This window comes from Weissella paramesenteroides, assembly GCF_051903945.1.
Taxonomy (GTDB): Bacteria; Bacillota; Bacilli; order Lactobacillales; family Lactobacillaceae; genus Weissella; species Weissella paramesenteroides_A.
This window is the reverse complement of the sequence record NZ_CP192268.1, coordinates 1,453,651-1,478,582: the sequence shown is the minus strand read 5'-3', so window position 1 is coordinate 1,478,582 and position 24,932 is coordinate 1,453,651. Positions and strand designations below refer to the sequence as shown.

Here is a 24,932-nt window from a genome sequence, read left to right as displayed (position 1 = left end):
TAAAATGGAGTGATAAATATGATTATTTTGCAAGCAAGTAATGTTGCACGTCGTTTTAACGGCGTCACATTTTTTGATAATATTTCGATGCAAGTTCAAAATAAGGCACGGGTTGGTTTGGTTGGACGTAATGGGGCTGGAAAATCAACTTTATTAAAGATGCTGATTGGTGAAACAACACCCGATGAAGGTGAAGTGTCAATGAAAAAAGGCATTCGGCTGGCTTATCTAGCACAAAATTCTGGATTGGATTCTGATCTGTCAGTTTACAATGAAATGTTAACGGCATTTGCTGATGTTATTGCATTGGAAGAACGGATGCGACAAATGGAAACGCAAATGGCCACATTAACAGATTATGCAAGTGATGCATACAAAGAATTGTTGGCGGCCTATGATCAAGCACAACATGATTTTAATGAAAAGAATGGTTATGGTTATGATGCGACTATTCGATCAGTGCTACATGGCTTTGGTTTTGATGAAACATTCTATGATCAAAAAATTGCTGCCTTATCAGGTGGGCAACGGACACGCTTGGCTATTGCAAAACAATTGTTGGAAACACCTGATTTATTGATTTTAGATGAACCAACGAATCATTTAGATATGCAAACTTTGGCGTGGCTCGAGCAATATCTAAAAAACTATCAAGGTGCATTGTTGATTGTATCCCACGATCGCTATTTCTTAGATCGTGTGGTAACTGAGATTTACGATATGCATTCTGGCCAATTAGATCATTATAAGGGCAATTATAGTGAGTTTATGGCGCAGAAGGCCGCTAAGGTACTGCAAGAACAGAAAGCTTATGATAAGCAACAAGCTGAGATCGCTAAACTAGAGGATTTTGTGAAACGTAATATTGTGCGCGCTTCAACCACGAAACGGGCACAGTCACGACGCAAGCAGTTGGCACGGATGAACCGCATCGAAGCGCCTAAAAATGAATCAGGCGTTGCACATATTCAATTTATGGCTGATGAAGATTCTGGTAATGAAGTATTAAGAGTTAATGATGTGAAATTAGGTTATGACATGACACATGTTTTGGCCGAAAACGTGAACGTTGCCGTTGATAAACAACATGCGGTTGCTTTGGTTGGACCAAATGGTGTTGGTAAATCAACCTTTATCAAGACTATTTTAGGAAAATTACCATTATTAGCGGGGCAAATAAAACTAGGAGCAAATGTTACAGTTGGTTATTATGACCAAGAGCAACAGACGCTTGATAGTAAAAAATCAGTTATCGACACGATTTGGGATGAACACCCCAAAATGGCTGAGAAAGATGTACGATCAATCTTGGGATCGTTTATGTTTTCTGGTGAAGCTGTAGAAAAGTTAGTCGCCGCACTATCTGGTGGTGAACGAGCACGCCTTTTGCTGACTAAACTGGCATTAGAGCATGCTAACTTTTTGATTCTTGATGAGCCGACTAATCATTTGGATATAGATTCACGAGAAGTATTAGAAACAGCCCTGAATGAGTATAATGGGACTATTTTCTTTGTGTCTCATGATCGATATTTCATTAATGAAGTTGCCACTGAAATTATTGAATTGTCACCATCAGGGACACGTTTTTTTGATGGTGATTATGATTACTATCTTGAAAAAACTGCTGGCGAGCATGAAATTAAAGTGGATACCACACAGCAAACAACAATTGATGAATCAGCAGATGGGCAACAAAAAACGCTATCAAGGGCAGCTTTAAAAAATCAGCAACGAGAGCAGCGTCGTTTAGAACGAGCTGTCACAGCATTAGAAGATAAAATGGCAGCTATTACTGATGAGCGTGATACGTTAAATGTTGCCTTGAATGATCCTGAAAATGGGGCTGATTTAGCGAAATTAACTGAACTCTCAGAGAGAATAGCGGACCTCGATGCCCAATTAACAGAAATTGAGGATCAATGGACTGAAGCAAGCATTGCTTTGGAAACATTTATAGCAGAAAAATAAATCTTGAACGTTAAAGGCTCAAAATCTTTCTCAATTTTGGAAGATTTTGGGTCTTTATGCGTCTTTTAACTCAGTTTACTGAGATTCAAGCCAATTTTAACAAATGTTTGCAAATAATAAGTAATGTGTTATTATTAATAGTGTTGATTAGCACTTTAACTTACAGAGTGCTAATAAAAGAAAAAATAACCTGTGGAGGTCAGATAACATGTTGAAACCATTAGGAGATCGTGTTGTATTGCAAGTATCAGAAGCACCTGAGCAATCGGTTGGGGGAATTTTGTTAGCTTCTAATGCACAAGAAAAGTCAGTTACAGGAAAAGTAGTCGCTGTTTCTACGCAAACAGTTGGCGACTTAACAGCACCAGCCGCTGTAAAAGAAGGCGATACTGTTATTTTTGATAAGTTTGCTGGTACCGAAATTAGTGTTGACGGGGTTGATTATTTGGTTGTTCACGAAAAAGATATCGTGGCAGTGTTGTAATTTAAATAATTAATAAATAGAGGGTAGTAAATATGGCAAAAGATATTGAATTTTCAGAAGATGCACGTGCAAAAATGCAAGCAGGTGTTGACAAGCTTGCCGATACAGTAAAAACAACAATTGGTCCTAAGGGACGCAATGTCGTTATCGAGCAAAGCTATGGTGCGCCCACAATTACGAATGATGGTGTGACAATCGCCAAGGCTGTTGAATTAGAAGATCACTTTGAAGACATGGGAGCTAAGTTAGTTGCTGAAGTTGCTTCAAAGACAAACGATATTGCTGGTGATGGTACAACGACAGCTACGGTTTTGGCACAGGCCATTATTAATGAAGGTATGAAGAACGTTACTGCAGGAGCTAATCCAGTTGGCGTTCGTCGTGGTATTGAATTAGCAACTGAAGCAGCTGTCAAGTCATTGCATGAGATGTCAAAGACTGTTTCAACGAAGGAAGAGATTACGCAAATTGCATCTATCTCTGCTGCTAATCCAGAAGTTGGTAAGTTAATTGCTGAAGCAATGGAAAAGGTTGGCAATGACGGTGTTATCACGATTGAAGAATCAAAGGGTATTGAAACAACGCTAGATGTTGTTGAAGGAATGCAATTTGATCGTGGTTATATGTCACAATATATGGTAACTGACAATGATAAGATGGAAGCATCATTGGATAATCCATATATTTTGATTACAGATAAGAAGATTGGTAATATCCAAGAAATCTTACCATTGCTACAAAGTGTTGTTGAGCAAGGTCGTGCTTTGTTGATCATTGCTGATGACATCACTGGCGAAGCTTTGCCAACACTTGTTTTGAACAAGATGCGTGGTACATTTAATGTTGTTGCTGTTAAGGCACCTGGCTTTGGTGATCGTCGTAAGGCACAACTTGAAGACATCGCCATTCTAACAGGCGGAACAGTAATTACTGATGACTTGGGATTGAGTTTGAAAGATACAACTGTTGACCAATTGGGACAAGCAGCAAAAGTTACCGTGACAAAAGATAATACAACAATTGTTGAAGGTAATGGTAACTCTGCAACGATTAGCGAACGTGTTGAAACCATTAAGGGTCAAATTGCTGAGACAACCTCTGATTTCGATCGTGAAAAGTTGCAAGAACGTCTTGCTAAGTTAGCTGGTGGTGTTGCTGTTGTTAATGTTGGTGCTGCAACAGAAACTGAGCTTAAAGAGCGGAAGTACCGTATTGAGGATGCATTGAATGCAACTCGTGCTGCGGTTGAAGAAGGATTCGTTTCAGGTGGTGGAACTGCCTTGGTTAATGCTATCCCTGCTGTTGCTGCACTTTCAGAAGATGGTGACGTACAAACAGGTATTAATATTGTTAAACGTGCCTTAGAAGAGCCAGTTCGTCAAATTGCAGAAAATGCTGGTGTTGAAGGTTCAGTAATTGTTAACCAATTGAAGAACGAAAAGGTTGGCATTGGATACAATGCGGCAACTGGTGAATGGGCTGACATGATCAAAGCTGGTATTGTTGATCCAACTAAGGTGACACGTTCTGCTTTGCAAAATGCTGCCTCTGTATCTGCATTATTGTTAACAACTGAAGCAGTTATTGCTGAGCAACCAAAGAGTGATTCAGATGCGCAAATGCCAGCTCAAGGTGGTATGCCAGGAATGATGTAACCTGGTCTAGGACTAAGAAGGCTACACACAGTTTGGTGTAAATTGCGTTACATTGGGGTTTCAGACTTTTGGAACGCGTTTATGCTATAAAAATTACAGGCTTATAAATCATACAATTTAACAAGGGGAGGTTGGAACATTTTATTTTGTTTCAACCTCATTTTTTTATGTCATAAAAAAGTAAAATAAAAAGGATATAAAAAGATAGACAATCGATTGGTAGAGAACTAAAATAGACCCTTGTAGAAATAGACCATTATGATTAAGATTATTCTTAAATTCTACTGAAAAAATTCATTTATTGAGGAGCAGAAACATGTGGCCACTATTTAAAAGGTTTTTAATTGGTAAACCGTTAAAAACTTTAGACGAAGGTGCTCGTCATCTTAGTCGAACAAAAGCGTTGGCTCTGTTATCGTCAGATGCTTTGTCATCTGTTGCATATGGAACGGAACAAATTATTACGGTACTCGTAGCTGTTGGTGGTGTTGCAACACTATGGTTACAAGTGCCAGTTGTGGCATTAGTGTTAGTCCTTTTAGGGGCAATTACATTGTCATATCGCCAAATTATCCATGCATATCCAACTGGAGGAGGTGCTTATTTAGTTACCTCTAAAAATTGGGGACGTAATGCAGGTCTAGTAGCTGGTGGGTCTTTGTTAGTTGATTATATGTTGACCGTCGCTGTCTCGGTTGCATCTGGAACTGAGGCGATCATATCTGCTATTCCAGCATTGCATCCATATAATGTCGCGATTGGTGTTATTATCATTCTTGCCTTAACTGGGATTAACCTACGTGGTTTACGCGAATCTGCAGGGGCCTTGATGGTACCGGTTTATCTCTTCATTGTTGTGATGGTAGTTATGATTGTTTGGGGATTATTTAATATTTTGACTGGACATGTTAACTATCATCCAACCATTACTGGGCATGTTGCAACAGGTAGTGCTTCAATTTTATTGTTCTTAAAGGCATTTTCGAGCGGGTCATCGTCTTTGACCGGAGTTGAAGCAATTTCGAATGCTGTGCCGAATTTTAAGGAGCCAAAGCCTAGAAATGCATCAATCACATTGGTCATTATGGCAATCATTTTGGCATTCTTCTTGGTCGGAGTTACATTTTTATCATTTACTTATGGTATTAAGCCCGATGCGCATGTGACCGTATTGGCACAAATTGGTCAACAAGTATTTGGTCATGGTGTTCTCTTTTATGTATTACAAATTGCTACGGCATTAATTTTAGCTGTTGCAGCCAATACAGGATTTTCGGCCTTTCCACAGTTAGCCTACAATCTGGCACGAGATAAATTTATGCCACATAGCTACATGGACAAAGGAGATCGTCTTGGATATTCAAATGGTATCGTGTCGTTAGCTCTAGGCGCAATCGTGCTATTAGTTATTTTTAATGGATCGACCGGGGCATTAATTCCATTATATGCTGTGGGTGTATTCGTACCGTTTACATTGTCGCAATCGGGGATGATTATTCACTGGTGGCGCGAGCGTGATGGACATTGGTTAATGAAATCATTGATCAATTTTGTTGGTGCCTTAATATCAGCAGTGTTGGTCGTTACATTATTTGCCTTGCACTTTAATTCAGTTTGGCCATACTTGATTATTATGCCAATTCTATTGCGCATGTTTTGGGTCATTAATCGTCATTATAAGTTGGTGGCTAAGCAATTACGTGTTTTGTCACAAGAACCAATTAAGCGGAATCATTATGATGGGGCGACTGTTATTGTATTGGTATCTAATTTGACACGAGCAACAGCTGATGCAGTTGATTATGCGAAATCGATTGGTGACAAAGTATTGGCGATGCATGTGTCGTTTGATTCAAACCCACAAAAGGAACATCGTTTAGGTATTGAATTTAAGCGCGAATTTCCTGAGGTGCGGTATGTTGATATTCATTCTTCTTATCGTTCAATTACTAAACCTGCCATGCGCTTTGTTGATGAAATTGCTAAGGGATCAAAGGAGCGAAATCACTCCTTAACAATTTTGATTCCACAATTTGTGCCACACCATAGTTGGCAAAATGCGTTGCATAATCAAAATAGTTTAAAATTACGGACAGCATTAGCGTCTCGTGATATTACCGTGTCAACTTATTATTTCCATTTGAAAGAGTAATAAAATATAAGTAATGAAACATGTTAGTTTTTAGCCCGTAAATCTTTGGGTGAAAGAACTAGTATGTTTTTTATTTTATATGGTTGTGTTAATCTAAATTAGACTAAAATAATAAGAGAAAGGATCAAAACATGGAATATACGATTGATGATGTTCGTGAGGAATTAAAAATGATTCGATCACGTGTACATGCAGGAACATTGTTTGATTCGTTAGGAAGTGAAGTTGGTCGGTTACTAGACCAATTCGATTACGATGCGCCAACTGATGTTGCACAATTATCAACTAAAGAAGCGACAGAAATTAAGCAACGGGTCTTAGATTGGCAGCAAATACTTTATGCAGGACAACCAGTTGCTATTAGTAATCAGGACGTCTTGGACCTAATGAATAGTTTACGTCAAACTGACCCCGCCATACGCGATAAAGGAGCTTTTTTCTTTATTAGCGATGGCTTACAAAATAATGTATTTAAACCAAATCAATTATTGTTAATGGTTCGCTATTTATTACAAGATAACGTGCTGTTTAATCACATCACTGAGATGGAAAATGACGGTGTCTTTTTTCGATCATTCAGTATCTTTATTTTATCAATGTTGCATTATGCAAATCGTAAGGGCAGCGTTCGTTTTATCAGCGAAGAGGTCGAAGAGACGCTTTTGTTAAATTTTGCAACTTATATTGCATTGGAACATGATACAAGAGGGTTTGTTGGTGATAAGGGATGGGCGCATGCCTTTATGCATATCGGTAATCTATTGGACGAACTAGCGCATGATGATAAGTTACCACGCGCTGATAAAATACTTTTGTTAACCATTTTGGTTGAGAAATTAAAGCGTCTAGATACGCCTTTGATTATGGGGGAGAATCGTCGTTTGATTGGCTTTATCACTGAATTAGTAAATACGAATGATTTATATTCACAATACTTTTTGAAACAACTAAAGCAATGGCGACAAGAGATGACTCGTCAAATGCAACCAGACTCTGAAAGTGATTGGCACCGTTTGTATAATCAGCAACGTTTTCTACAAGGACTACTCATGCGAGAGAATCTACCACAAGAAATTTTGAATTATTTAAATGAATCTCGGAATTTTTTGGCATAGTGTTCCCAAAAACAGGAATTCTATGTTATACTTAGGTTTCTAGACAAATCAGTTTGACAGACAAGGGAGATCAACCATTATGTCAGAAAAATTAAATATTGCAATGTTGTTTGGTGGTAACTCATCAGAGCACGATGTTTCAAAGCGTTCAGCTCATAATATTTATGATGCTATGGACAAGGAGAAATACAATGTCACAGTCTTTTTGATTTCAAAAGACGGTATTATGATTAATGCTGAAGACTCATGGCGTGTTTTCGAAGGCGAAGATGAGGATAAAATCGTAGCGGCAGCTAAGGAGAAGATGGATCTATCTAATCCGCTTGCACCAATTGCTGTTTTGGGGGAAATGGCCAATATTGATTTCTTCTATCCAGTTGTCCATGGAAACTTGGGTGAAGATGGGACACTACAAGCACTATTCCGCTTATTGAAAAAGCCTTACTTAGGACCTGGTATTGCAGCTTCTGCCATGTCATTTGATAAAGACTTGACGAAACGAATTTTGAACCAAGCTGGTGTGCGTAATACAAACTACGTACTATTGACTGATCAAAATTATCAAGATTACACATACGACGAGCTAGTTAAGGAACTGGATTCAGAAGTTTTGTTTGTTAAGGCAGCTAGTCAAGGTTCATCTGTTGGTGTGTCTCGTGTAACCAATGAAGATGAGTACCAGACAGCCTTGAAGGATTCGTTCCAATATGATTATAAAATCTTAGTTGAAGGTGCCCTTGATAAGCCTCGTGAGGTATTTATTTCAATCTTAGGTAACGAGAATCCACGTGCTTCACGTTTAGGTGGTATTGTATTGCCAGAGGAAGATGTCTGGTATGATTACAACAATAAGTTTGTTGACGCTTCAGGTATGGTATTTGAGTTACCTGTTGAATTAGACCAAGCGCTAACTGATGAAATTACCGATATGGCCTTGAATGCATACAAGGCTCTTGGATTAGTTGGCTTGACACGTATGGACTTCATGATTGATAAGAATGGGGTGCCATATCTTGGCGAGCCTAACACATTGCCTGGATTCACTAATATTTCATTGTATCCACAAATGTGGGAAGTTTCTGGCATTAGTTATACACATCTGATTGATGAACTAATTGCATACGGTATCGCTGAGTTTGACCGTCAGAACAAGTTGTCATACGACTTTGTTTCTCTTGGCGAAGAACAAATGGGTGAAAAGAAATATAATGCTGAAGTAGCTAAATAAGAAAATAAATAAACCACATCTCTATTGAGGTGTGGTTTATTTATTTTAAACACGATTGCAAACTGTAAAAAATTAAGGGATTACTTTTTGTTGAAACGACAGTTGGCATCAGAAGTTATCAAGGGATTCCAGTAGCTGGGTTCTTTATAAAATCGTTCATTTAGCGTATACTTTATAATAAGATTAATAGTGGAAAAGGACAAAAAATGACGAATTCATTTACCCCAACATGGATGATTGATGCAATTTATTGTGTCACGCCAGAACAATTACGTCAGCACAATATTAAAGCTGTTTTAACAGATTTAGATAATACATTAGTGGCTTGGAATAATCCAGATGGCACACAAGAACTTCATGATTGGCTATTGAAAATGCAACAAGCAGAGATACCAGTGATGATTGTTTCAAATAATTCAGCAAGTCGTATCGCTCGAGTTGCTGATCCATTAAAGTTAAACTTTGTTTCTCGAGCCCTAAAACCAATGACACGTGGTTTAAAAGAAGCAACTACGATTTTACAATTACAACCCAGTGAAGTAGTTATGGTAGGAGATCAGTTATTGACGGATGTCTGGTCTGCCCATAATGCGGGGATACGAAGCATTTTAGTAAAGCCTTTGATTGAAACTGATCAATGGAATACAAAAATTAATCGCTTTTTTGAGAAAGGCGTGAAGCGCAATATGTTGAAGAATAACCCACAATTGCAATGGAGGAAAGAGCTTGATTAGTGAAGAGACTGTACGTCAGTATATTGATGAAGGATTACGGTGCATTGGCTGTGGTGCTCTGATTCAAACAGATAATAAAGATGAGATTGGCTACACCCCAATGTCAGCGCTTTTAAAGAGCTTTGAAAATGACGAGGTGTTTTGTCAACGATGCTTCCGCTTACGGCACTATAACGAAATTCAACCAGTTAATTTGACAGATGATGATTTCCGCCGTTTGCTGGAGCAAATTGCAGATACTGATTCGCTCGTTGTGTATGTGATGGATGTTTTTGATTTTTCTGGCTCACTTATTCCAGGATTACATCGTTTTGTTGGTAATAATGACGTTTTGCTCGTTGGTAATAAGGTGGATGTTTTGCCACGCTCTTTGAAACGAACGAAAATTAAAGATTGGATGAGACAGCAGGCTAATATTGCTGGTCTACGTCCGATTGATATTGCGTTGACTTCGGGTAAGAATGGGGATGCCATCGCGAACCTACTTGATTTAATTGCCAAGTATCGTAAAGGTCGTTCGGTCTATGTAGTTGGTGTGACAAATGTTGGTAAATCAACCTTGATTAATCAAATTATCAAAGAAGTGACTGGTGATCGTACAGATGTCATCACCACATCACGATTCCCTGGTACGACACTTGATCGGATTGAGATTCCATTGGATGACGATAGTAACATTATCGATACACCAGGAATTATTCACCAAGATCAGATGGCACATTATCTCGGTGTTAAGGACCTGAAATACGTGTCACCACAAAAAGAAATTAAACCAAAGACATTCCAATTAAATGCCGAGCAGACATTGTTTATGGGAGCTCTTGCACGTTTTGATTATATTCAAGGTGATCGCACAGGTATTACTGCTTATTTTGAGAATAACTTGTTGATTCACCGAACGAAGTTGGCTAATGCGGATGCTTTCTATAACAAGCATGCGGGTGAATTATTAGCACCACCAACAACAGAAAACTTAGATAAATTGCCACCATTACAACGGCATGAATTTAAAACAACAGAAAAGACAGATATTGTGATTGATGGTTTAGGTTGGTTAACAGTACCAGCAAATACCGTAGTCGCAGGTTGGGCACCAAAGGGTGTTTCAGTATTAACACGAAGGGCAATGATTTAAAATGATATCACTACGCGGAAAACAAAAACGATATTTACGAGCAGCAGCACATGATATGCGACCACTATTTAGTGTGGGTAAGCAAGGTTTAACTGAAAATTGGCTAAATCAATTAGAAGATGCGATTAATAAGCGCGAACTTTTTAAGGTCAATATTCTAGCGAATTCTGATGTTGATACAACGGAATTGAAAGACTTTATTGAAAGTAATTCAAATATCCAAGTTGTACAAACAATTGGACATACATTGGTGTTGTTTGGTGAGTCTCAAGAAAAGGAGAACCGTCACTATTCAGTGACTGTTCAAAAAATTTAAGAAATAATCAATGGGAGATGGCGTATGGTAACCACATTGAAAGAATTTGTTACGCAGGTTCAGGTAGAACCCGAATCCGCTGATAAAAAGAAAAAAATAGGGATTATCGGTGGTACTTTCAACCCGCCCCACGTTGGTCATCTCATCATTGCTGAGCAAGTTGCAGATAAGCTTGGCTTGGATAAGGTATATTTTATGCCAAATGCGAAGCCACCCCACATTGACACGAAAGAGGCCATTGATCCGATCGATCGTGCGCGCATGGTACAAGCAGCTATTGCGGGTAACAGTCATTTTGATATTGAGTTATTAGAAGTGCAGCGTGGTGGAAAAAGTTATACGTATAATACAATGTTACAATTAACGATAGAACATCCTAACTATGATTATTATTTTATAATTGGTGGGGATGAGGTAGCGTATCTGAATACGTGGTATCGGATTGATGATTTATTGCATTTAGTAAAGTTTGTGGGTGTCAATCGACCTGGTCAATCACGGGAGTCAGCTTATCCCGTTCTGTGGGTAGATGTGCCTAATTTAGCAATAAGTTCCACTGATATTCGGCAACGAATTACAAATCATAAAAGTGTTCGCTACTTGGTGCCTGATTTGGTTGCTGCGTATATTGTAGAAAATGGGTTGTATTTAAATGACAGATAAATTAGTTTATACAAAAAATATTTATAGTGGTTCACGAGAAAAATTGATAAACGAAGTAAAAGCAGCTTTATCAGCGAAACGTTTTCAACATGTTTTACGTGTTGAAAAAATGGCAATAGAGTTAGCTGATCGTTGGCAAGTTGACGAGGAGTTGGCTTCAATTGCAGCGCTGACGCATGATTATGCAAAAGAGCGTTCAGATGCTGATTTTTTGGCCAAAATTAGTGAGAAAAAGTTGGATTCTGATTTGAATAATTGGGGCAATAATGTTTGGCATGGTGTGGTCGGCGCTGAAATGGTGAAAGATGAATTAGGCATTTACCATGAAGATATTTTAAATGCAATTCGTCAACATACCACTGGTGGATCGGCAATGACTAAATTAAGTCAAATTTTGTACATGGCTGATTATATCGAAGAGGCTCGTAATTTCCCAGGTGTCACTGAGGTACGTGCACTGGCATTTAAGGATTTGGGTGCTAGTGTTGGCTGGCAAACAGCACATACGCTGGCTTATCTTGTGGGTAAGCAAGTAAGAATCTATCCTGGCACCTTACTAACGTATAATACATGGAGTGTTAAATAAAAAATGACAAGTAATGTTAATGACATGTTGGCAGTAGCAGTAAAAGCAGCTGATAGCAAACGTGCAGAAGATTTAGTGGCATTAGATATTCATGAAATGAGCATCATTACTGATGATTATTTAATTTTGAGTGCCCCAACTGAGCGACAGGTTATCGCTATTGCTGATGAAATAATCGACAAGATGGCAGAAACAGGTTTTGACCTAGTACGTCAAGAAGGACGTAGTGAAGGGCAATGGGTGCTACTAGATTTTGGTGATTTAATTGTCCACGTGTTCAAGACGGAAACCCGTGAGTTTTATCGTCTCGAAAAAAATTGGCAAGCTGCTCCAGAAGTTGCAATTGATCAATGGATTATTAAGGAAGAGTTCTAATGAATTACCAAACATTCGCTAAATTATATGATGATTTATTTGATGAAGAAGCATATGCGGATTGGCAATCGTATGCACAAACACATATTCAATCAAAAGACGGCAAGGTACTTGAATTAGCGGGTGGTGCAGGTCGCTTGGCCATTTTGTTAAAGCAAAATGGTTTTAAGGATGTATCCGTATTTGATTTATCTCCTGAAATGCTGACATTGGCTGCTGAACATGCTGAAGCGGCTCAAATTGATTTACCTTTAATTCAAGGTGATATGCGTGAATGGTCAGATTTAAAACAAAAGTATGCAACAATTACTTCATTTGCAGATTCTTTGAATTATTTAGCGAACACGCAAGAAGTGTTAGCAACGTTTAAGCAAGTTGCTAGTCACCTTGAACCTAATGGTCAATTTCTTTTTGATGTTATTTCGCCATGGCAGACGGATGTATATTATCCAGGTTACATGTATAATTGGCACGATGAAGAGACCGCATTTATGTGGTCATCATATGGTGTTGAAGAAAGTCAACATACAGTTGAGCATGAGTTGACTTTCTTTGTTTATAATGAAGATATTGATGGTTATCAACAAATTCAAGAAATTCATACTGAACGAACATATGATATTGAAACGTATCAACGATTACTGAAAAAGGCAGGATTTAAAGATATCCAAATTTCAGCTGATTTTGGTAGAAGCGCAGTAACACCAGAGTCAGATCGCTGGTTTTTCAGTGCAATAAAAGCTTAAGTTAGGAAGATGTGTGATGACAGCAGTTGGTATTATTGCAGAATATAATCCGTTTCACAACGGGCATGCGTACCATTTGACGCAAGCAAAATTGTTAACTGGTGCAAAGACTGCTGTTGTCGTTATGTCGGGGAATTTTGTGCAGCGTGGGATGCCAGCCATTTTTGATAAGTGGCAGCGCGCAGCACTTGCGCTTGAGGGCGGTGCTGATGTTGTTTACGAATTGCCATTTGCCTTTGCCGTACAACCCGCGCATTTATTTGCGCGTGGTGCAATCCAACTACTAGCCGATGCTGGAGTTGATACAATTGTTTTTGGTGCAGAACATGCACAATTAGATTTTCTTTTCTTGGCGAAGCAAGCACACACTTTATTAATGAATAATGCGGCTTTTCAATCGGACTATACACAAACCTATGCAACAGTATTCAATGATGTGTTAGCACAAGCAACGGGTGCACGTATTTCTGAACCCAATGACTTGCTTGGTTTTGCTTATGCAACAGCTGTTTTAGAACTTGATTTAGCAGATAAAATCCAATTATTACCAATCCAACGAATTGGGGCATCATATCATCAAACTAAAATAACTGACAGTCAAATTGCCAGTGCGACCGCTTTGCGAAGTCTCATGCAACAACAAGCTTCTATAAGGGAGTATGAGGCATTTGTTTCTAAAAAGGCGGCAAATTTGCTTAGCCAAGGTCAGCAAACAAAAGATTGGTCGACTGCTTGGTATTCGTTGTTGCAATACAAGGTATTAACTTCACCAGTCGAAGAATTAGAACAAATTTATCAGCTGAATGATGGGTTAGCCTATCGCTTGAAAGAGCAAATAACTCGTCAAACAGATAGTAGCTATGAAACTTTTATGACAACCTTTAAGAGTAAACGATATACCTGGTCAAGATTGCAGCGAACGTTATTATATACGTTATTGAATGTTCAGCAGCAGGAGATGCAAACTGCTTTATCACAGCCTTACTTGCGCTTATTAGGTGCTAGTAAAGCAGGTCGACTGTTTATTAAACAGCATCGAAGGAACGTATCCTTGCCAGTTATTAATCGAGTAACTAGTGAGGACACGACGGGCATTCTGACATTGGATTATCGTGCCGGAAAGCTGTATGAATTAATGGCAAAACAGCCTGTACGACAAGCGATGGATACAGGTCGTATTCCGCTATTTAGTGAATAAGAAAGGAAACAAGTATATGAAGTGGCAATTTTCAGAATTACAAACTTATAAAGATGAACCATTACCATTTAATGAAACCGTGACGCTTAAGGAAGACTTGTTAAGTAAATTTGGTGATGTGATCAAGGATATAACGCCAGTAACTGTATCTGGTTTTGCACAATCCGAAGATGATGACGTCTTTATTCATGCGCATGTAACAGGAGAGCTGGTAACACCTTCAACAAGATCATTGCAGCCAGTTACATTGCCAATTGATTTGGATATTGATGAGATTTATATTCAAGATAAGCAGCATGAAGATCGCTACGGTGATGAAGAATCAGTGATTTTAGTTGATGATGGTAAAATTAATTTTGATGAAGCTATTCTTGAATATATTGTCCTATCAATTCCACTACAAGTTTTGACTGATGAAGAGGCAAGAAATAATACAATGCCTGCTGGTAAAGATTGGTCAGTCATTTCAGAAGAAACGTATGAAAACCAAAAACAAGAAACCAAACAACAAAATACACCTTTGTCAGGTTTAGCTGATCTATTTAAAGATGATGAAAAATAAATCTTGGTAATTGTTTGTTGATAAACATATAATAGGGACAAGACCAGAGCAAATCGTGTTCTGGTCTTGTTTGTTAGAGAAAGGATTGCTTTAGAATGGCTAAATCAAAAACGACTCCGATGATGGCACAATACAACGAGATAAAAGCACAGTACCCGGATGCCTTCTTATTTTATCGTCTGGGAGATTTTTATGAGTTGTTTAATGAGGATGCAATTGTTGGATCACAAATTCTCGAATTAACATTAACACAACGCAATAAAAATTCTGCACAACCGATCCCAATGGCAGGTGTGCCACATCATGCTGCCCAAAACTATATTGATATTTTAGTTGATAAGGGATATAAAGTTGCTGTGGTTGAGCAGATGGAGAATCCAGCAGACGCAGAAGGAATGGTTAAGCGTGAAGTTGTGCAATTAGTTACGCCAGGAACGCGAATGAAGACCACAGCTGATGCGGCAAAGGAAAATAATTATTTAGTTGGGTTAGCAACAACGAAACCGGATGATTATGGGCTAGCTTATACTGATTTATCAACTGGTGAAATTAAGGCAACAGATTTACAAAGTGTTAATGGCATTTTAAATGAAATTAGTCGCTTAGAAACTAAAGAAGTTGTGACAGCCAATGAGTTACCGAGTGATTTACAAGCTAGTTTAACTAACTTGGGAATTTTGGTGTCGAAAATTGATCAACAAGCTAGTGAACATGCGGAGATTGCTTTTTTAACACAGCATTTGACAAAGACAGCACAAAAAACAGCAGCTGAAACCTTGTTGCAATATTTGTTTGATACACAAAAACGATCATTAGATCATTTGCAGCAAGCTACCGCATATGAAGTGGCGCAATATTTAAAAATGAACCGACATTCACGTGCAAATTTAGAGTTAACTGTTAATTTGCGAACACAACAACGTTCGGGGACCTTGTTGTGGCTATTAGATGAAACCAAAACCGCAATGGGGGGACGGGCACTTAAACAATGGTTGGAGCAACCATTGCTGGATGCTGACAACTTAACGCAGCGTTACGACAAAATTGGAGAGTTAATTGAAGATTTCTTTGGACGTTCAGCATTACAAGAAGCTTTACAATCAGTATATGATTTAGAGCGATTAGCCGGTCGCGTTGCTTATGGCACAGCGAATGGTCGTGATTTATTACAATTACGTAACTCATTGCGTCAAGTTCCGGATATCTTAGCTATTTTAGCGGATCTTGATCCAGCAATTTTTGGTGAACTTCATTCACAAATTGATCCGGTAGCAGACATTGAAATGTTAATTAGTGAATCAATTACAGATGAACCACCAATTTCAGTAACTGATGGTGGCGTTATTCGTGCGGGATATGACGAACAACTAGATAGTTATCGTGATATCATGACGAATGGTAAGAGTTGGCTAGCGGAGTTAGAAGCACATGAACGTGAAGAGACAGGCATAAATTCACTAAAAATTGGCTTTAATAAGGTTTTTGGTTATTATATTGAAGTAACAAAGGCTAATATTTCAAAGTTGGATCCAGAGCGATATACACGCAAGCAAACCTTGGTTAATGCTGAACGATTTATTACGCCAGAATTAAAAGAACGTGAACAAATGATTCTGGAAGCGGAATCAAAATCAAGTGAATTGGAATATCAGTTATTTACAAAGGTACGCCAAATTATTAAAGACAATATTCAACGGATTCAAACACTAGCAGCCAATTTAGCACAATTGGATGTGATCCAGTCTTTAGCAACAGTTGCTGAAAAATATCATTTTGTTCGACCAACTTTGACTGATGAACAAACCATTGCCATTAAAGATGGTCGACACCCAGTGGTTGAAAAGGTGTTAGGTCATCAATCTTATGTTGCTAATGATGTGGATATGCAACCCGATGATACAATTTTATTGATTACTGGTCCAAATATGTCTGGAAAGTCAACATATATGCGTCAATTAGCGCTAATTGTTGTGATGGCTCAAATCGGTTCATTTGTGCCAGCTAGTGAAGCAACGTTACCAATTTTTGATCAAATCTTTACGCGTATTGGTGCTGCAGATGATTTGATCTCAGGAAATTCTACGTTTATGGTTGAAATGGCTGAGGCAAATACAGCTTTACAGAACGCCACAAAACACTCTTTAATATTATTTGATGAATTAGGAAGAGGAACTGCAACCTATGACGGCATGGCTCTAGCGCAAGCTATTATTGAGTATGTTCATCAACATACTCAAGCAAAGACCCTATTCTCAACCCATTATCATGAATTGACAGCACTGGCTGATGAATTGACCGCGTTACGTAATGTACATGTTGGTGCAACCGAGGAGCATGGTGAATTAATCTTTTCACATAAGGTATTGCCCGGACCGGCTGATCAAAGTTATGGTATCAACGTCGCAAAGTTAGCTGGATTACCAGAAACATTGATTAAGCGTGCTGCTAAAATTTTAGCCAATTTAGAATCGCAGGACGTGTCGTTAAGAACTGCACCTATGCCGGTAACACAATTAGCTGATACCACCACAGCGATGGTAACAGATGCTGAAAAAACACCACATGAGAAAAAATCAACGGATAATGCACAACTAGCTTTGTTTGATTTGCCTGATCCAATTGACCTTGAAACGAAACAAGTTGTTGATGAGTTGAAAAACATTAACGTTGCAACCATGACGCCATTAGAGGCGTTGATGAAATTAAATGAGTGGCAGCAAACAGTACAATAAATGGGAGAAAGACGTATGGCTGAAATTCATGAATTATCGGAAATCCTTGCAAATCAAATTGCTGCTGGTGAAGTCATTGAACGGCCGGGATCTGTTGTTAAAGAATTAGTCGAAAATGCCTTGGATGCTCATGCAACACAAATTGACGTGTTAGTTGAAGAGGCTGGTGTTAAATCAATTCGTGTAATTGACAATGGGGATGGTATTCCTGGCAATCAAGTTGCACGTGCTTTTTTAAGACACGCTACATCAAAAATCAACTCAAGACAAGATTTGTTCCGTGTGCAGTCACTGGGATTTCGAGGTGAGGCATTACCTTCCATTGCGTCAGTTGCAGATGTTGTTCTACAAACAGCAACGGCCGATGCTGAACAAGGAGCTAAGATTCATTATCATGGTGGTAAAATAATTGAGGAAACCGGCATGAATGCACGACAAGGAACAGATATCACTGTGTCGGATTTGTTTTTTAATACCCCAGCGCGGTTAAAGTATTTAAAGTCACAGGCAACAGAGTTATCCCAGATTGTCGATGTCATCAATCGTTTAGCAATGAGTTATCCGAATGTTGCCTTTCATTTGGTTCATAATGGTAAAGAGTTATTACAGACAGCAGGCAACGACAATTTACAGCAAGTCATCGCTAGTGTATATGGCGTGCAACAAGCACGTAAAATGTTATCAGTTGCTGCCCATGACAATGATTTTGAAATAAATGGATTTATTTCTTTACCAGAGTTAACTCGGGCTAACCGATCATATATTTCTATCTTAATCAATGGGCGATTTGTTAAAAATTATAATTTAAGCAAAGCCATTGTTAAAGGCTATGGATCAAAGTTAATGGTGGGACGATTTCCAATCGCAATTTTACAAATTAAAATGGATCCATTATTAGTTGATGTCAATGTCCATCCACAAAAACATGAAGTTCGTTTATCTAAAGAAACCCAATTGATGTCTTTGATAGAAGAAATGGTTGTTCAGCGATTTGTTAACGAAAATCTCATTCCTAATGCTTATGAAAATTATATGCAAGGAAACCACGATAGTTATGTCGTACCAGAGCATGATAATGACCGATTTATGACCCAGTTACAAGAAGCTTCTGTCACTTTTCATCAGGAAACAGGTCATAGTCTGCAAAATATAAGTAGTGATGAGATTGAGATACCAGAAATACCGATAACTAATGACCCTGATTTAAGTACATCTCAAATACAAAATGATGAGGTTGTACCAATTGTGATTACCAAATCTCAAGATTTAGCCGAAAAATCAGTCCAAAATTTTGTTGCAAAGTATACAGCTGAAACACCTAGTCTGCCATTTACTGAAGCGGCAGATCCTGTGGCTGCAGAAGAGGTTAGTTTATCATTCACAAATACTGATTTAGTCGATGATAGTCGGCACGACAAACCATTCCCTGATTTGCAATATATTGGTCAGATGCATGGTACATTTTTATTTGCACAATCGCCAGAAGGCTTTTATATTGTTGATCAGCATGCAGCTCAAGAACGAATTAAATATGAATATTATCGTGAAGAAATCGGTAAGGTCGGTTTAGAAAGTCAAAAATTATTGGTACCGATTGTACTGACATATCCGAAAATAGACATTTTAAAAATACAGGCACATGCTAGTCAGCTTGAACAAGTGGGTTTAAATCTAGAATCATTTGGGGATGATGCAGTAATTGTGCGTGAACATCCTGCCTGGATCGAAAAGGGGCAAGAGGAAGCGACGATTCGTGAGATGGTTGACTGGTTATTACGTGATGGTAATATCACAACAAAGGATTTTCGTGAAAAAACAGCAATCATGATGTCGTGCAAACGGTCAATCAAAGCAAATTGGGCTTTAAACGACTATGAAGCGCGTGGTTTATTAAAGCAATTGGCACAAGCTCAAAATCCATATAATTGTCCACATGGACGCCCAGTATTAGTTTCATTCACAAATACAGATATGGAAAAAATGTTTAAGCGAATTCAGGATTCTCATGAATCATGGGTTGAATATGATAATCACCCATTTTAATTTAATAGATAAGTAAGAGGAAAAGTATATGCGAGCCAGAGTTTTTTTTGCAACGATTACTGGTAATAATGAAGATGTTGCAGATGTTATTGTGGATACATTTAAAAATGAATCTGTTGCAGTAACTAAGGAAGATATTCAATTGATTGATCCACAGGATATTTCAAGCACAGATACGGATATTGTTGTTGTGGTGCCATACACGTTTGATAAAGGTTCACTACCTGATGAAGCACTTGACTTCTATGAGGACTTAGTTGATACAGATTTAAGTGGCATTGTTTATGGTGTTTCCGGGTCAGGTGATGATTTTTATGGGGATGATTTTGCTGTCGCCATCGATAAATTTGAACAACAATTTGAGAAAACTGGTGCAACCAAGGGGGCCAAGGGAGTGAAAGTCAATTTGAGCCCAGATGCAGCTGCCACCGAAGCATTGCAGACCTTCACAAAGCAACTTATTGTGACCGCAAAACAACAAGAAAAATAAAATCCTTTTATTTTTAAACTTTTCGGGTATAATAATAGTCGAATATAAAAACGTTGAAGAAAACATGTCGCTTGACAAGTTATGTTAAAAGAGAGCCAATGTTGGTGTAAGTTGGCAACATAAGTTAGGCGGTACTATTTCCGAGTGTGCTGTGATATAAATGGCAACGTTTCCCGCGTTAAGGGCTATGAGTGTAGCAGTTATGCTGTTATGAATTCGGGTGGTACCGCGTACAAGCGCCCCGTTATCAGAAAAGTTCTGATGACGGGGCGCTTTTTGTTTATGAATGATGTGATTGAATCGACAACAGATATTAAGGGAGAAATAATTATGGCAGATGTACAAATTACATTTCCAGATGGTGCGGAAAAGTCATTTCCAGTAAATGTCACACCATTGGAAATTGCAAAAAGCATTTCCTCATCATTGGCTAAGAAAGCAGTTTCTGGAAAACTTAATGGCCAATATGTAGGTATGAATGATGCAATGACAACAGGTGGTAATTTTGAATTAATTACTAAAGATGATGAAGAAGGATTACAACTACTTCGTCATTCTGTTTCACACTTGTTGGCGCAGGCCTTGAATCGTCTGTACCCAGACCAAATTCATTATGGTGTTGGACCATTTATCGCGAACGGTTTCTACTATGATACGGACAAGGTTGAAGGTAATCAAATATCAGTTGATCAATTCCCAGAAATTGAAAAAATGATGAAGCGTATTGTCAAAGAAAATTTGCCAATTGTTTCTCGTGAGATTAGTCGCGATGAAGCTTTAGAGATGTTTAAAAATGATCCATACAAGATTGAATTAATTAATGACTTGCCAGCTGATGAACATATTTCAATTGCAGTTCAAGGAGAACATGTTGAATTAGACCGTGGTGGTTTAGTGCCATCAACTGGCTGGATCAAGCACTTTAAGTTGACATCTGTTGCTGGTGCCTATTGGCGTGGGAAGTCATCTAATCCGATGCTACAACGTATTTATGGAACCGCATTTTGGAATGCTGATGACTTAGATGCTGAAATGAAGCGTCGTGCGGAAGCTAAAGAGCGTGATCACCGTAAGATTGGTGCTGATCAGGATCTATTCTTTACATCACAAGAGGTTGGTTCAGGACTAGCAGTATGGATGCCTAATGGGGCAGCAATTCGTCGCACATTAGAACGTTACATTGTCGACCGTGAAGTTCAAGACGGTTATCAACATGTTTATACGCCAGTTTTGTCAAATCTAAATCTATACAAACAATCTGGTCATTGGGACCACTATCGTGATGATATGTTCCCACCAATGGATATGGGAGACGGGGAATTCTTAGAATTGCGTCCAATGAATTGCCCATCACATATCATGGTGTACAAGCACCATCAACGTTCATATCGTGACTTACCATTCCGTGTGGCAGAGCTTGGTATGATGCACCGTTACGAAAAGTCAGGTGCCTTGACTGGATTATCACGAGTTCGTGAAATGACGCTAAATGATGGTCACACTTTTGTGATGCTTGATCAAATTGAGGATGAGTTTAAGAAAATTTTGCAGTTAATGGTTGATGTTTATAAAGACTTTGACATTACTGATTATCGTTTCCGTCTATCATATCGTGATCCTAAAAATACGGAAAAGTATTTCGATGATGACGAAATGTGGGAAAAAGCACAACATATGTTGAAAGGTGCTATGGATGATATGGGCTTAGAATACTTTGAAGCTGAAGGTGAAGCAGCCTTTTACGGTCCAAAGTTAGACGTCCAAATCAAGACAGCCCTAGGTGGTGAAGAAACGTTATCAACGATTCAACTTGATTTCCTATTACCAGAACGTTTTGATGTCACATATGTTGGATCAGATGGTGAATTGCACCGTCCAGTGATGATTCACCGTGGTATTATTTCAACGATGGAGCGCTTTACCGCATACCTAACTGAAATGTACAAGGGGGCATTCCCAACATGGTTAGCACCTCATCAAGTACGTATTATCCCAGTTAACCGTGAAGCACACGGTGAGTTTGCACAAACGTTGACGGATCGTTTGGTTAAGCAAGGTATTCGTGCTGATTATGATGGTCGTAATGAAAAATTAGGCTACTTAATTCGTAACGCACAATCATTAAAGATTCCATACACCCTTGTTATTGGGGATGAAGAAGTATCAAATGATACAGTGACGGTTCGTCGTTTCGGTTCACGTGATACTAGTGTTAAGTCGGTTGATCAATTTGAGACAGACTTGCTTGCTGATATTGCTAATCATTCACGTGCACTAGACACACTTGAAAAAGCAGTTAAAGGCGAATAATTGCGTTGCATTGAGGCTTCAGACTTTTTGAACGCGTTTATGCTATAAAATTACAGATTTATAATTCATACAATTTTAGTAAGAAGAGTTTGGAACATTTTTTCGTTCCAAGCTCTTTTAATTTTTTCTAAGTATTTTGATTGCAATTTTAACGGGATTGGTATATTATTGGTCTATACCAAAACGTTATAAATGGAGTGTAATCATGAAAATTATTGAAGTAAAAGACCAACAAGCAGGTGGAAAGGCTGGATTTAATATCTTTAAAGAAGCATTGGCAGATAATGCGCAAGTGTTTGGATTAGCAACAGGTTCAACACCAATTTCAATTTATCAAGAATTGGTTGCTAGTGATGTTGATTTTTCAGATAAAATTTCAATTAATTTAGATGAATATCAAGGTTTAGCGGGTACTCATGATCAAAGTTACCGTTATTTTATGAACCAAAATTTATTCAATGCAAAACCATTTAAAGAAAGCTATGTACCTAATGGCTTGGCTGAAAACATTGCTGAAGAGACAGTGCGTTATGATAATATTATTGCTAATCACCCAATCGACTTACAATTATTGGGTCTAGGTCAAAATGGTCATATTGGATTTAATGAACCTGGAACACCATTTGATAGTCAAACACATGCAGTTGATTTAACACCATCAACCATTGCGGCTAATGCACGTTTCTTTGCGAATGAAAATGAAGTGCCTCGTCGTGCAATTTCAATGGGAATTGGTAGTATTTTAAAGTCTAAGAAAATTCTACTAGTTGCTTACGGAGAAAATAAAGCCGATGCTATTGCAGCTATGATTGAAGGTCCAGTGACGGAAGATATGCCAGCAAGTGCTTTACAAACGCATGCGGATGTGACCGTAATTGTTGATCACGCAGCTGCTTCAAAAATTAAGAATCGTGAAAATATCGCGGTACTGTAAAAATTATAGGCTTATAATTCATAAAACTTTTATGACTATAATTAAGACGTTTTTAGCAAAAACAATCTAAGATTAGTTCTGGAAAGAATTTGAAACAAATTCTTTTCAGAACTTTTTGTTTACTGGATCAACGGCTCTACTTATATAATTGTTTCTTATTTCTATACTGATGTCTGTATGCTTTCAAAATATTAACTACTGATGTCTGAATTTAAAAGATCATTATTCGCTTGCCCGTATAGATGGTGGCTAGTGTAAAACATGGTCCATGTGCTAAACTTGTATATAAAGTTAGAGAAGAGGGGTTAACCCATGGAAATGACAGGAAATGATTTCATTGAGGTCTTAACTGAAGAAACATATACAAAAAAGACGTTTGAAGCTGCAGACCAAGCAACGATTGCCCTGGATGATTTATTTGCTTTTGTCGAAAAGGCAACAGCTGAAAATCAATTATTTAGCGCAGAAGTATTAATCAATGAAGAAGAACCAATTAGTTTACGTTTGGAAACAAGTCTAATTAATTTGCCAATTCGTTATACGAATGCAATTCGTAAAATTGTCATCAATGATCCAGAAACGGAAGTGTCATTGTATATGATTGTGGAACATCCACTAGTTACTAAGTCGCATTTAATTATTAAAAAAGCAGCTTCGGTACAATCATTTTTAGACGATGCGGCTTCTGTTGAAGAAAAAATAGCATCATTTTTCAATGAACAAATCGAAATTATTAATCAAAATAAAACAGCAGCAGACGCTGAGAAAAATTCAGTCGACCAAGCAGATCATGACGAATCAAACTGACGGATGTGATTATTAGTTTGGTCATAAAAGGGTGAGATAAATTTTTGAGTTTGTGGGGCATATTATGTTGTTCCCTTTTGTCACATTGGAGGAATTAAATGATGAAACATAATGTTATTGCATCACATAAAGTGATTGGTACGATCATTAGTATTATTGTTTTCATAATTCTGTTTAAATACTTAGCAGTACAAATTGGTGATACCAAAGACAATGCGACTTTGGCACCAGCATGGTTATCGTTAGTAACTGCGATATTTGGTCCCGTATCAGGCGCAGTGACCGCTTTTATCGGACATGCAACTAGTGATGTGCTGACTAATAGTGCAACGTCGACCGTGTGGTGGACTTGGACGATTGCAGATAGTTTATTTGGATTATTCATAGGACTGATTACCCGTCGATTAGCGATTTTTATTGGAAAATTAACAACACGAAAGTTAGTGTTATTTAATGTTTGGCAATTAGTTGCCAATGTAGTTGCCTGGCTGATTATTGCACCTTTAGGAGATCATTGGGTTTATAACCTTTCATTGATTGAATCAATGAAAGAAGGTGGATTAATTGTTGTTGTGAATTTCTTAGCGATTGCAATTGTTGGCACTATCTTGTTTAAAATTTACCAGCATTATGCTGTTGATTAGTCTTGATATTTATGCACATCATCAATTAGTTAAATCCACGTTATATAATAAA

22 protein-coding genes and 1 other annotated feature are annotated in these 24,932 nt (G+C 38.1%); all 22 genes read left to right on the top strand.

What is annotated here, in order from left to right; translation table 11 throughout:
• Window positions 1-18: 18 nt before the first annotated feature.
• Window positions 19-1,971: an ABC-F family ATP-binding cassette domain-containing protein gene (locus ACQ4QH_RS07205; protein ID WP_439818328.1), complete on the top strand. Its 1,953-nt coding sequence runs from the start codon at window positions 19-21 to the stop codon at window positions 1,969-1,971.
• A gap of 208 nt (window positions 1,972-2,179) precedes the next feature.
• Window positions 2,180-2,455 carry a co-chaperone GroES gene (locus ACQ4QH_RS07200; protein ID WP_439818327.1) on the top strand — a complete coding sequence of 92 codons (276 nt, stop codon included), beginning with the start codon at window positions 2,180-2,182 and terminating at the stop codon, window positions 2,453-2,455.
• A gap of 32 nt (window positions 2,456-2,487) precedes the next feature.
• Entirely contained in the window at window positions 2,488-4,110 is a 1,623-nt protein-coding gene (gene groL, locus ACQ4QH_RS07195) for a chaperonin GroEL (RefSeq protein WP_436586563.1), read from the top strand.
• Between the two features lie 316 nt (window positions 4,111-4,426).
• Window positions 4,427-6,262, top strand: a complete 1,836-nt coding sequence (locus ACQ4QH_RS07190; RefSeq protein WP_439818326.1) for an APC family permease — start codon at window positions 4,427-4,429, stop codon at window positions 6,260-6,262.
• A gap of 131 nt (window positions 6,263-6,393) precedes the next feature.
• Window positions 6,394-7,377 (top strand): DUF2785 domain-containing protein, encoded by a 984-nt coding sequence (locus ACQ4QH_RS07185; protein WP_439818325.1) that lies wholly within the window; start codon window positions 6,394-6,396, stop codon window positions 7,375-7,377.
• Between the two features lie 79 nt (window positions 7,378-7,456).
• Window positions 7,457-8,605, top strand: coding sequence for a D-alanine--D-alanine ligase family protein (locus ACQ4QH_RS07180; RefSeq protein ID WP_439818324.1), 1,149 nt, complete (start codon window positions 7,457-7,459; stop codon window positions 8,603-8,605).
• Between the two features lie 206 nt (window positions 8,606-8,811).
• On the top strand, window positions 8,812-9,339 hold the full coding sequence (locus ACQ4QH_RS07175; RefSeq protein ID WP_439818323.1) for a YqeG family HAD IIIA-type phosphatase: 528 nt from the start codon (window positions 8,812-8,814) through the stop codon (window positions 9,337-9,339).
• Window positions 9,332-10,474 carry a ribosome biogenesis GTPase YqeH gene (yqeH, locus tag ACQ4QH_RS07170; protein WP_002827728.1) on the top strand — a complete coding sequence of 381 codons (1,143 nt, stop codon included), beginning with the start codon at window positions 9,332-9,334 and terminating at the stop codon, window positions 10,472-10,474. The genes ACQ4QH_RS07175 and yqeH overlap by 8 nt, the downstream gene beginning before the upstream one ends.
• Window position 10,475: 1 nt before the next feature.
• Window positions 10,476-10,790, top strand: a complete 315-nt coding sequence (yhbY, locus tag ACQ4QH_RS07165; protein WP_131473314.1) for a ribosome assembly RNA-binding protein YhbY — start codon at window positions 10,476-10,478, stop codon at window positions 10,788-10,790.
• A 24-nt stretch (window positions 10,791-10,814) separates the two neighbouring features.
• Window positions 10,815-11,453, top strand: coding sequence for a nicotinate-nucleotide adenylyltransferase (locus ACQ4QH_RS07160; protein ID WP_439818322.1), 639 nt, complete (start codon window positions 10,815-10,817; stop codon window positions 11,451-11,453).
• A complete protein-coding gene (yqeK, locus tag ACQ4QH_RS07155) occupies window positions 11,443-12,039 on the top strand; it encodes a bis(5'-nucleosyl)-tetraphosphatase (symmetrical) YqeK (protein WP_439818321.1) in 597 nt (198 codons plus the stop codon). The genes ACQ4QH_RS07160 and yqeK overlap by 11 nt, the downstream gene beginning before the upstream one ends.
• 3 nt (window positions 12,040-12,042) lie before the next feature.
• Window positions 12,043-12,414: a ribosome silencing factor gene (rsfS, locus tag ACQ4QH_RS07150; protein ID WP_439818320.1), complete on the top strand. Its 372-nt coding sequence runs from the start codon at window positions 12,043-12,045 to the stop codon at window positions 12,412-12,414.
• Window positions 12,414-13,160: a class I SAM-dependent DNA methyltransferase gene (locus tag ACQ4QH_RS07145; protein WP_439818319.1), complete on the top strand. Its 747-nt coding sequence runs from the start codon at window positions 12,414-12,416 to the stop codon at window positions 13,158-13,160. The genes rsfS and ACQ4QH_RS07145 overlap by 1 nt, the downstream gene beginning before the upstream one ends.
• A 16-nt stretch (window positions 13,161-13,176) precedes the next feature.
• Complete coding sequence (locus ACQ4QH_RS07140) at window positions 13,177-14,358, top strand: nucleotidyltransferase (protein WP_439818318.1); 1,182 nt, start codon at window positions 13,177-13,179, stop codon at window positions 14,356-14,358.
• Window positions 14,359-14,374: 16 nt separating this feature from the next.
• Window positions 14,375-14,920 (top strand): YceD family protein, encoded by a 546-nt coding sequence (locus ACQ4QH_RS07135; protein WP_439818317.1) that lies wholly within the window; start codon window positions 14,375-14,377, stop codon window positions 14,918-14,920.
• Window positions 14,921-15,015: 95 nt separating this feature from the next.
• The gene (gene mutS / locus ACQ4QH_RS07130; protein WP_439818316.1) at window positions 15,016-17,652 is read left to right on the top strand and encodes a DNA mismatch repair protein MutS; all 2,637 of its coding nucleotides are present in this window, start codon (window positions 15,016-15,018) and stop codon (window positions 17,650-17,652) included.
• A gap of 15 nt (window positions 17,653-17,667) precedes the next feature.
• A complete protein-coding gene (gene mutL / locus ACQ4QH_RS07125; protein ID WP_439818315.1) occupies window positions 17,668-19,695 on the top strand; it encodes a DNA mismatch repair endonuclease MutL in 2,028 nt (675 codons plus the stop codon).
• A 28-nt stretch (window positions 19,696-19,723) separates the two neighbouring features.
• Window positions 19,724-20,185, top strand: a complete 462-nt coding sequence (locus ACQ4QH_RS07120) for a flavodoxin domain-containing protein (RefSeq protein ID WP_439818314.1) — start codon at window positions 19,724-19,726, stop codon at window positions 20,183-20,185.
• A 44-nt stretch (window positions 20,186-20,229) separates the two neighbouring features.
• Window positions 20,230-20,432, top strand: a binding site (T-box leader).
• A gap of 83 nt (window positions 20,433-20,515) precedes the next feature.
• Entirely contained in the window at window positions 20,516-22,495 is a 1,980-nt protein-coding gene (gene thrS / locus ACQ4QH_RS07115; RefSeq protein ID WP_439818313.1) for a threonine--tRNA ligase, read from the top strand.
• 205 nt (window positions 22,496-22,700) lie between these two features.
• Window positions 22,701-23,429, top strand: coding sequence for a glucosamine-6-phosphate deaminase (locus tag ACQ4QH_RS07110; protein WP_439818312.1), 729 nt, complete (start codon window positions 22,701-22,703; stop codon window positions 23,427-23,429).
• Between the two features lie 312 nt (window positions 23,430-23,741).
• Window positions 23,742-24,236 carry a hypothetical protein gene (locus ACQ4QH_RS07105; RefSeq protein ID WP_439818311.1) on the top strand — a complete coding sequence of 165 codons (495 nt, stop codon included), beginning with the start codon at window positions 23,742-23,744 and terminating at the stop codon, window positions 24,234-24,236.
• Window positions 24,237-24,334: 98 nt separating this feature from the next.
• Window positions 24,335-24,880 carry an ECF-type riboflavin transporter substrate-binding protein gene (locus ACQ4QH_RS07100; protein WP_439818310.1) on the top strand — a complete coding sequence of 182 codons (546 nt, stop codon included), beginning with the start codon at window positions 24,335-24,337 and terminating at the stop codon, window positions 24,878-24,880.
• The last annotated feature ends 52 nt before the right edge of the window (window positions 24,881-24,932 follow it).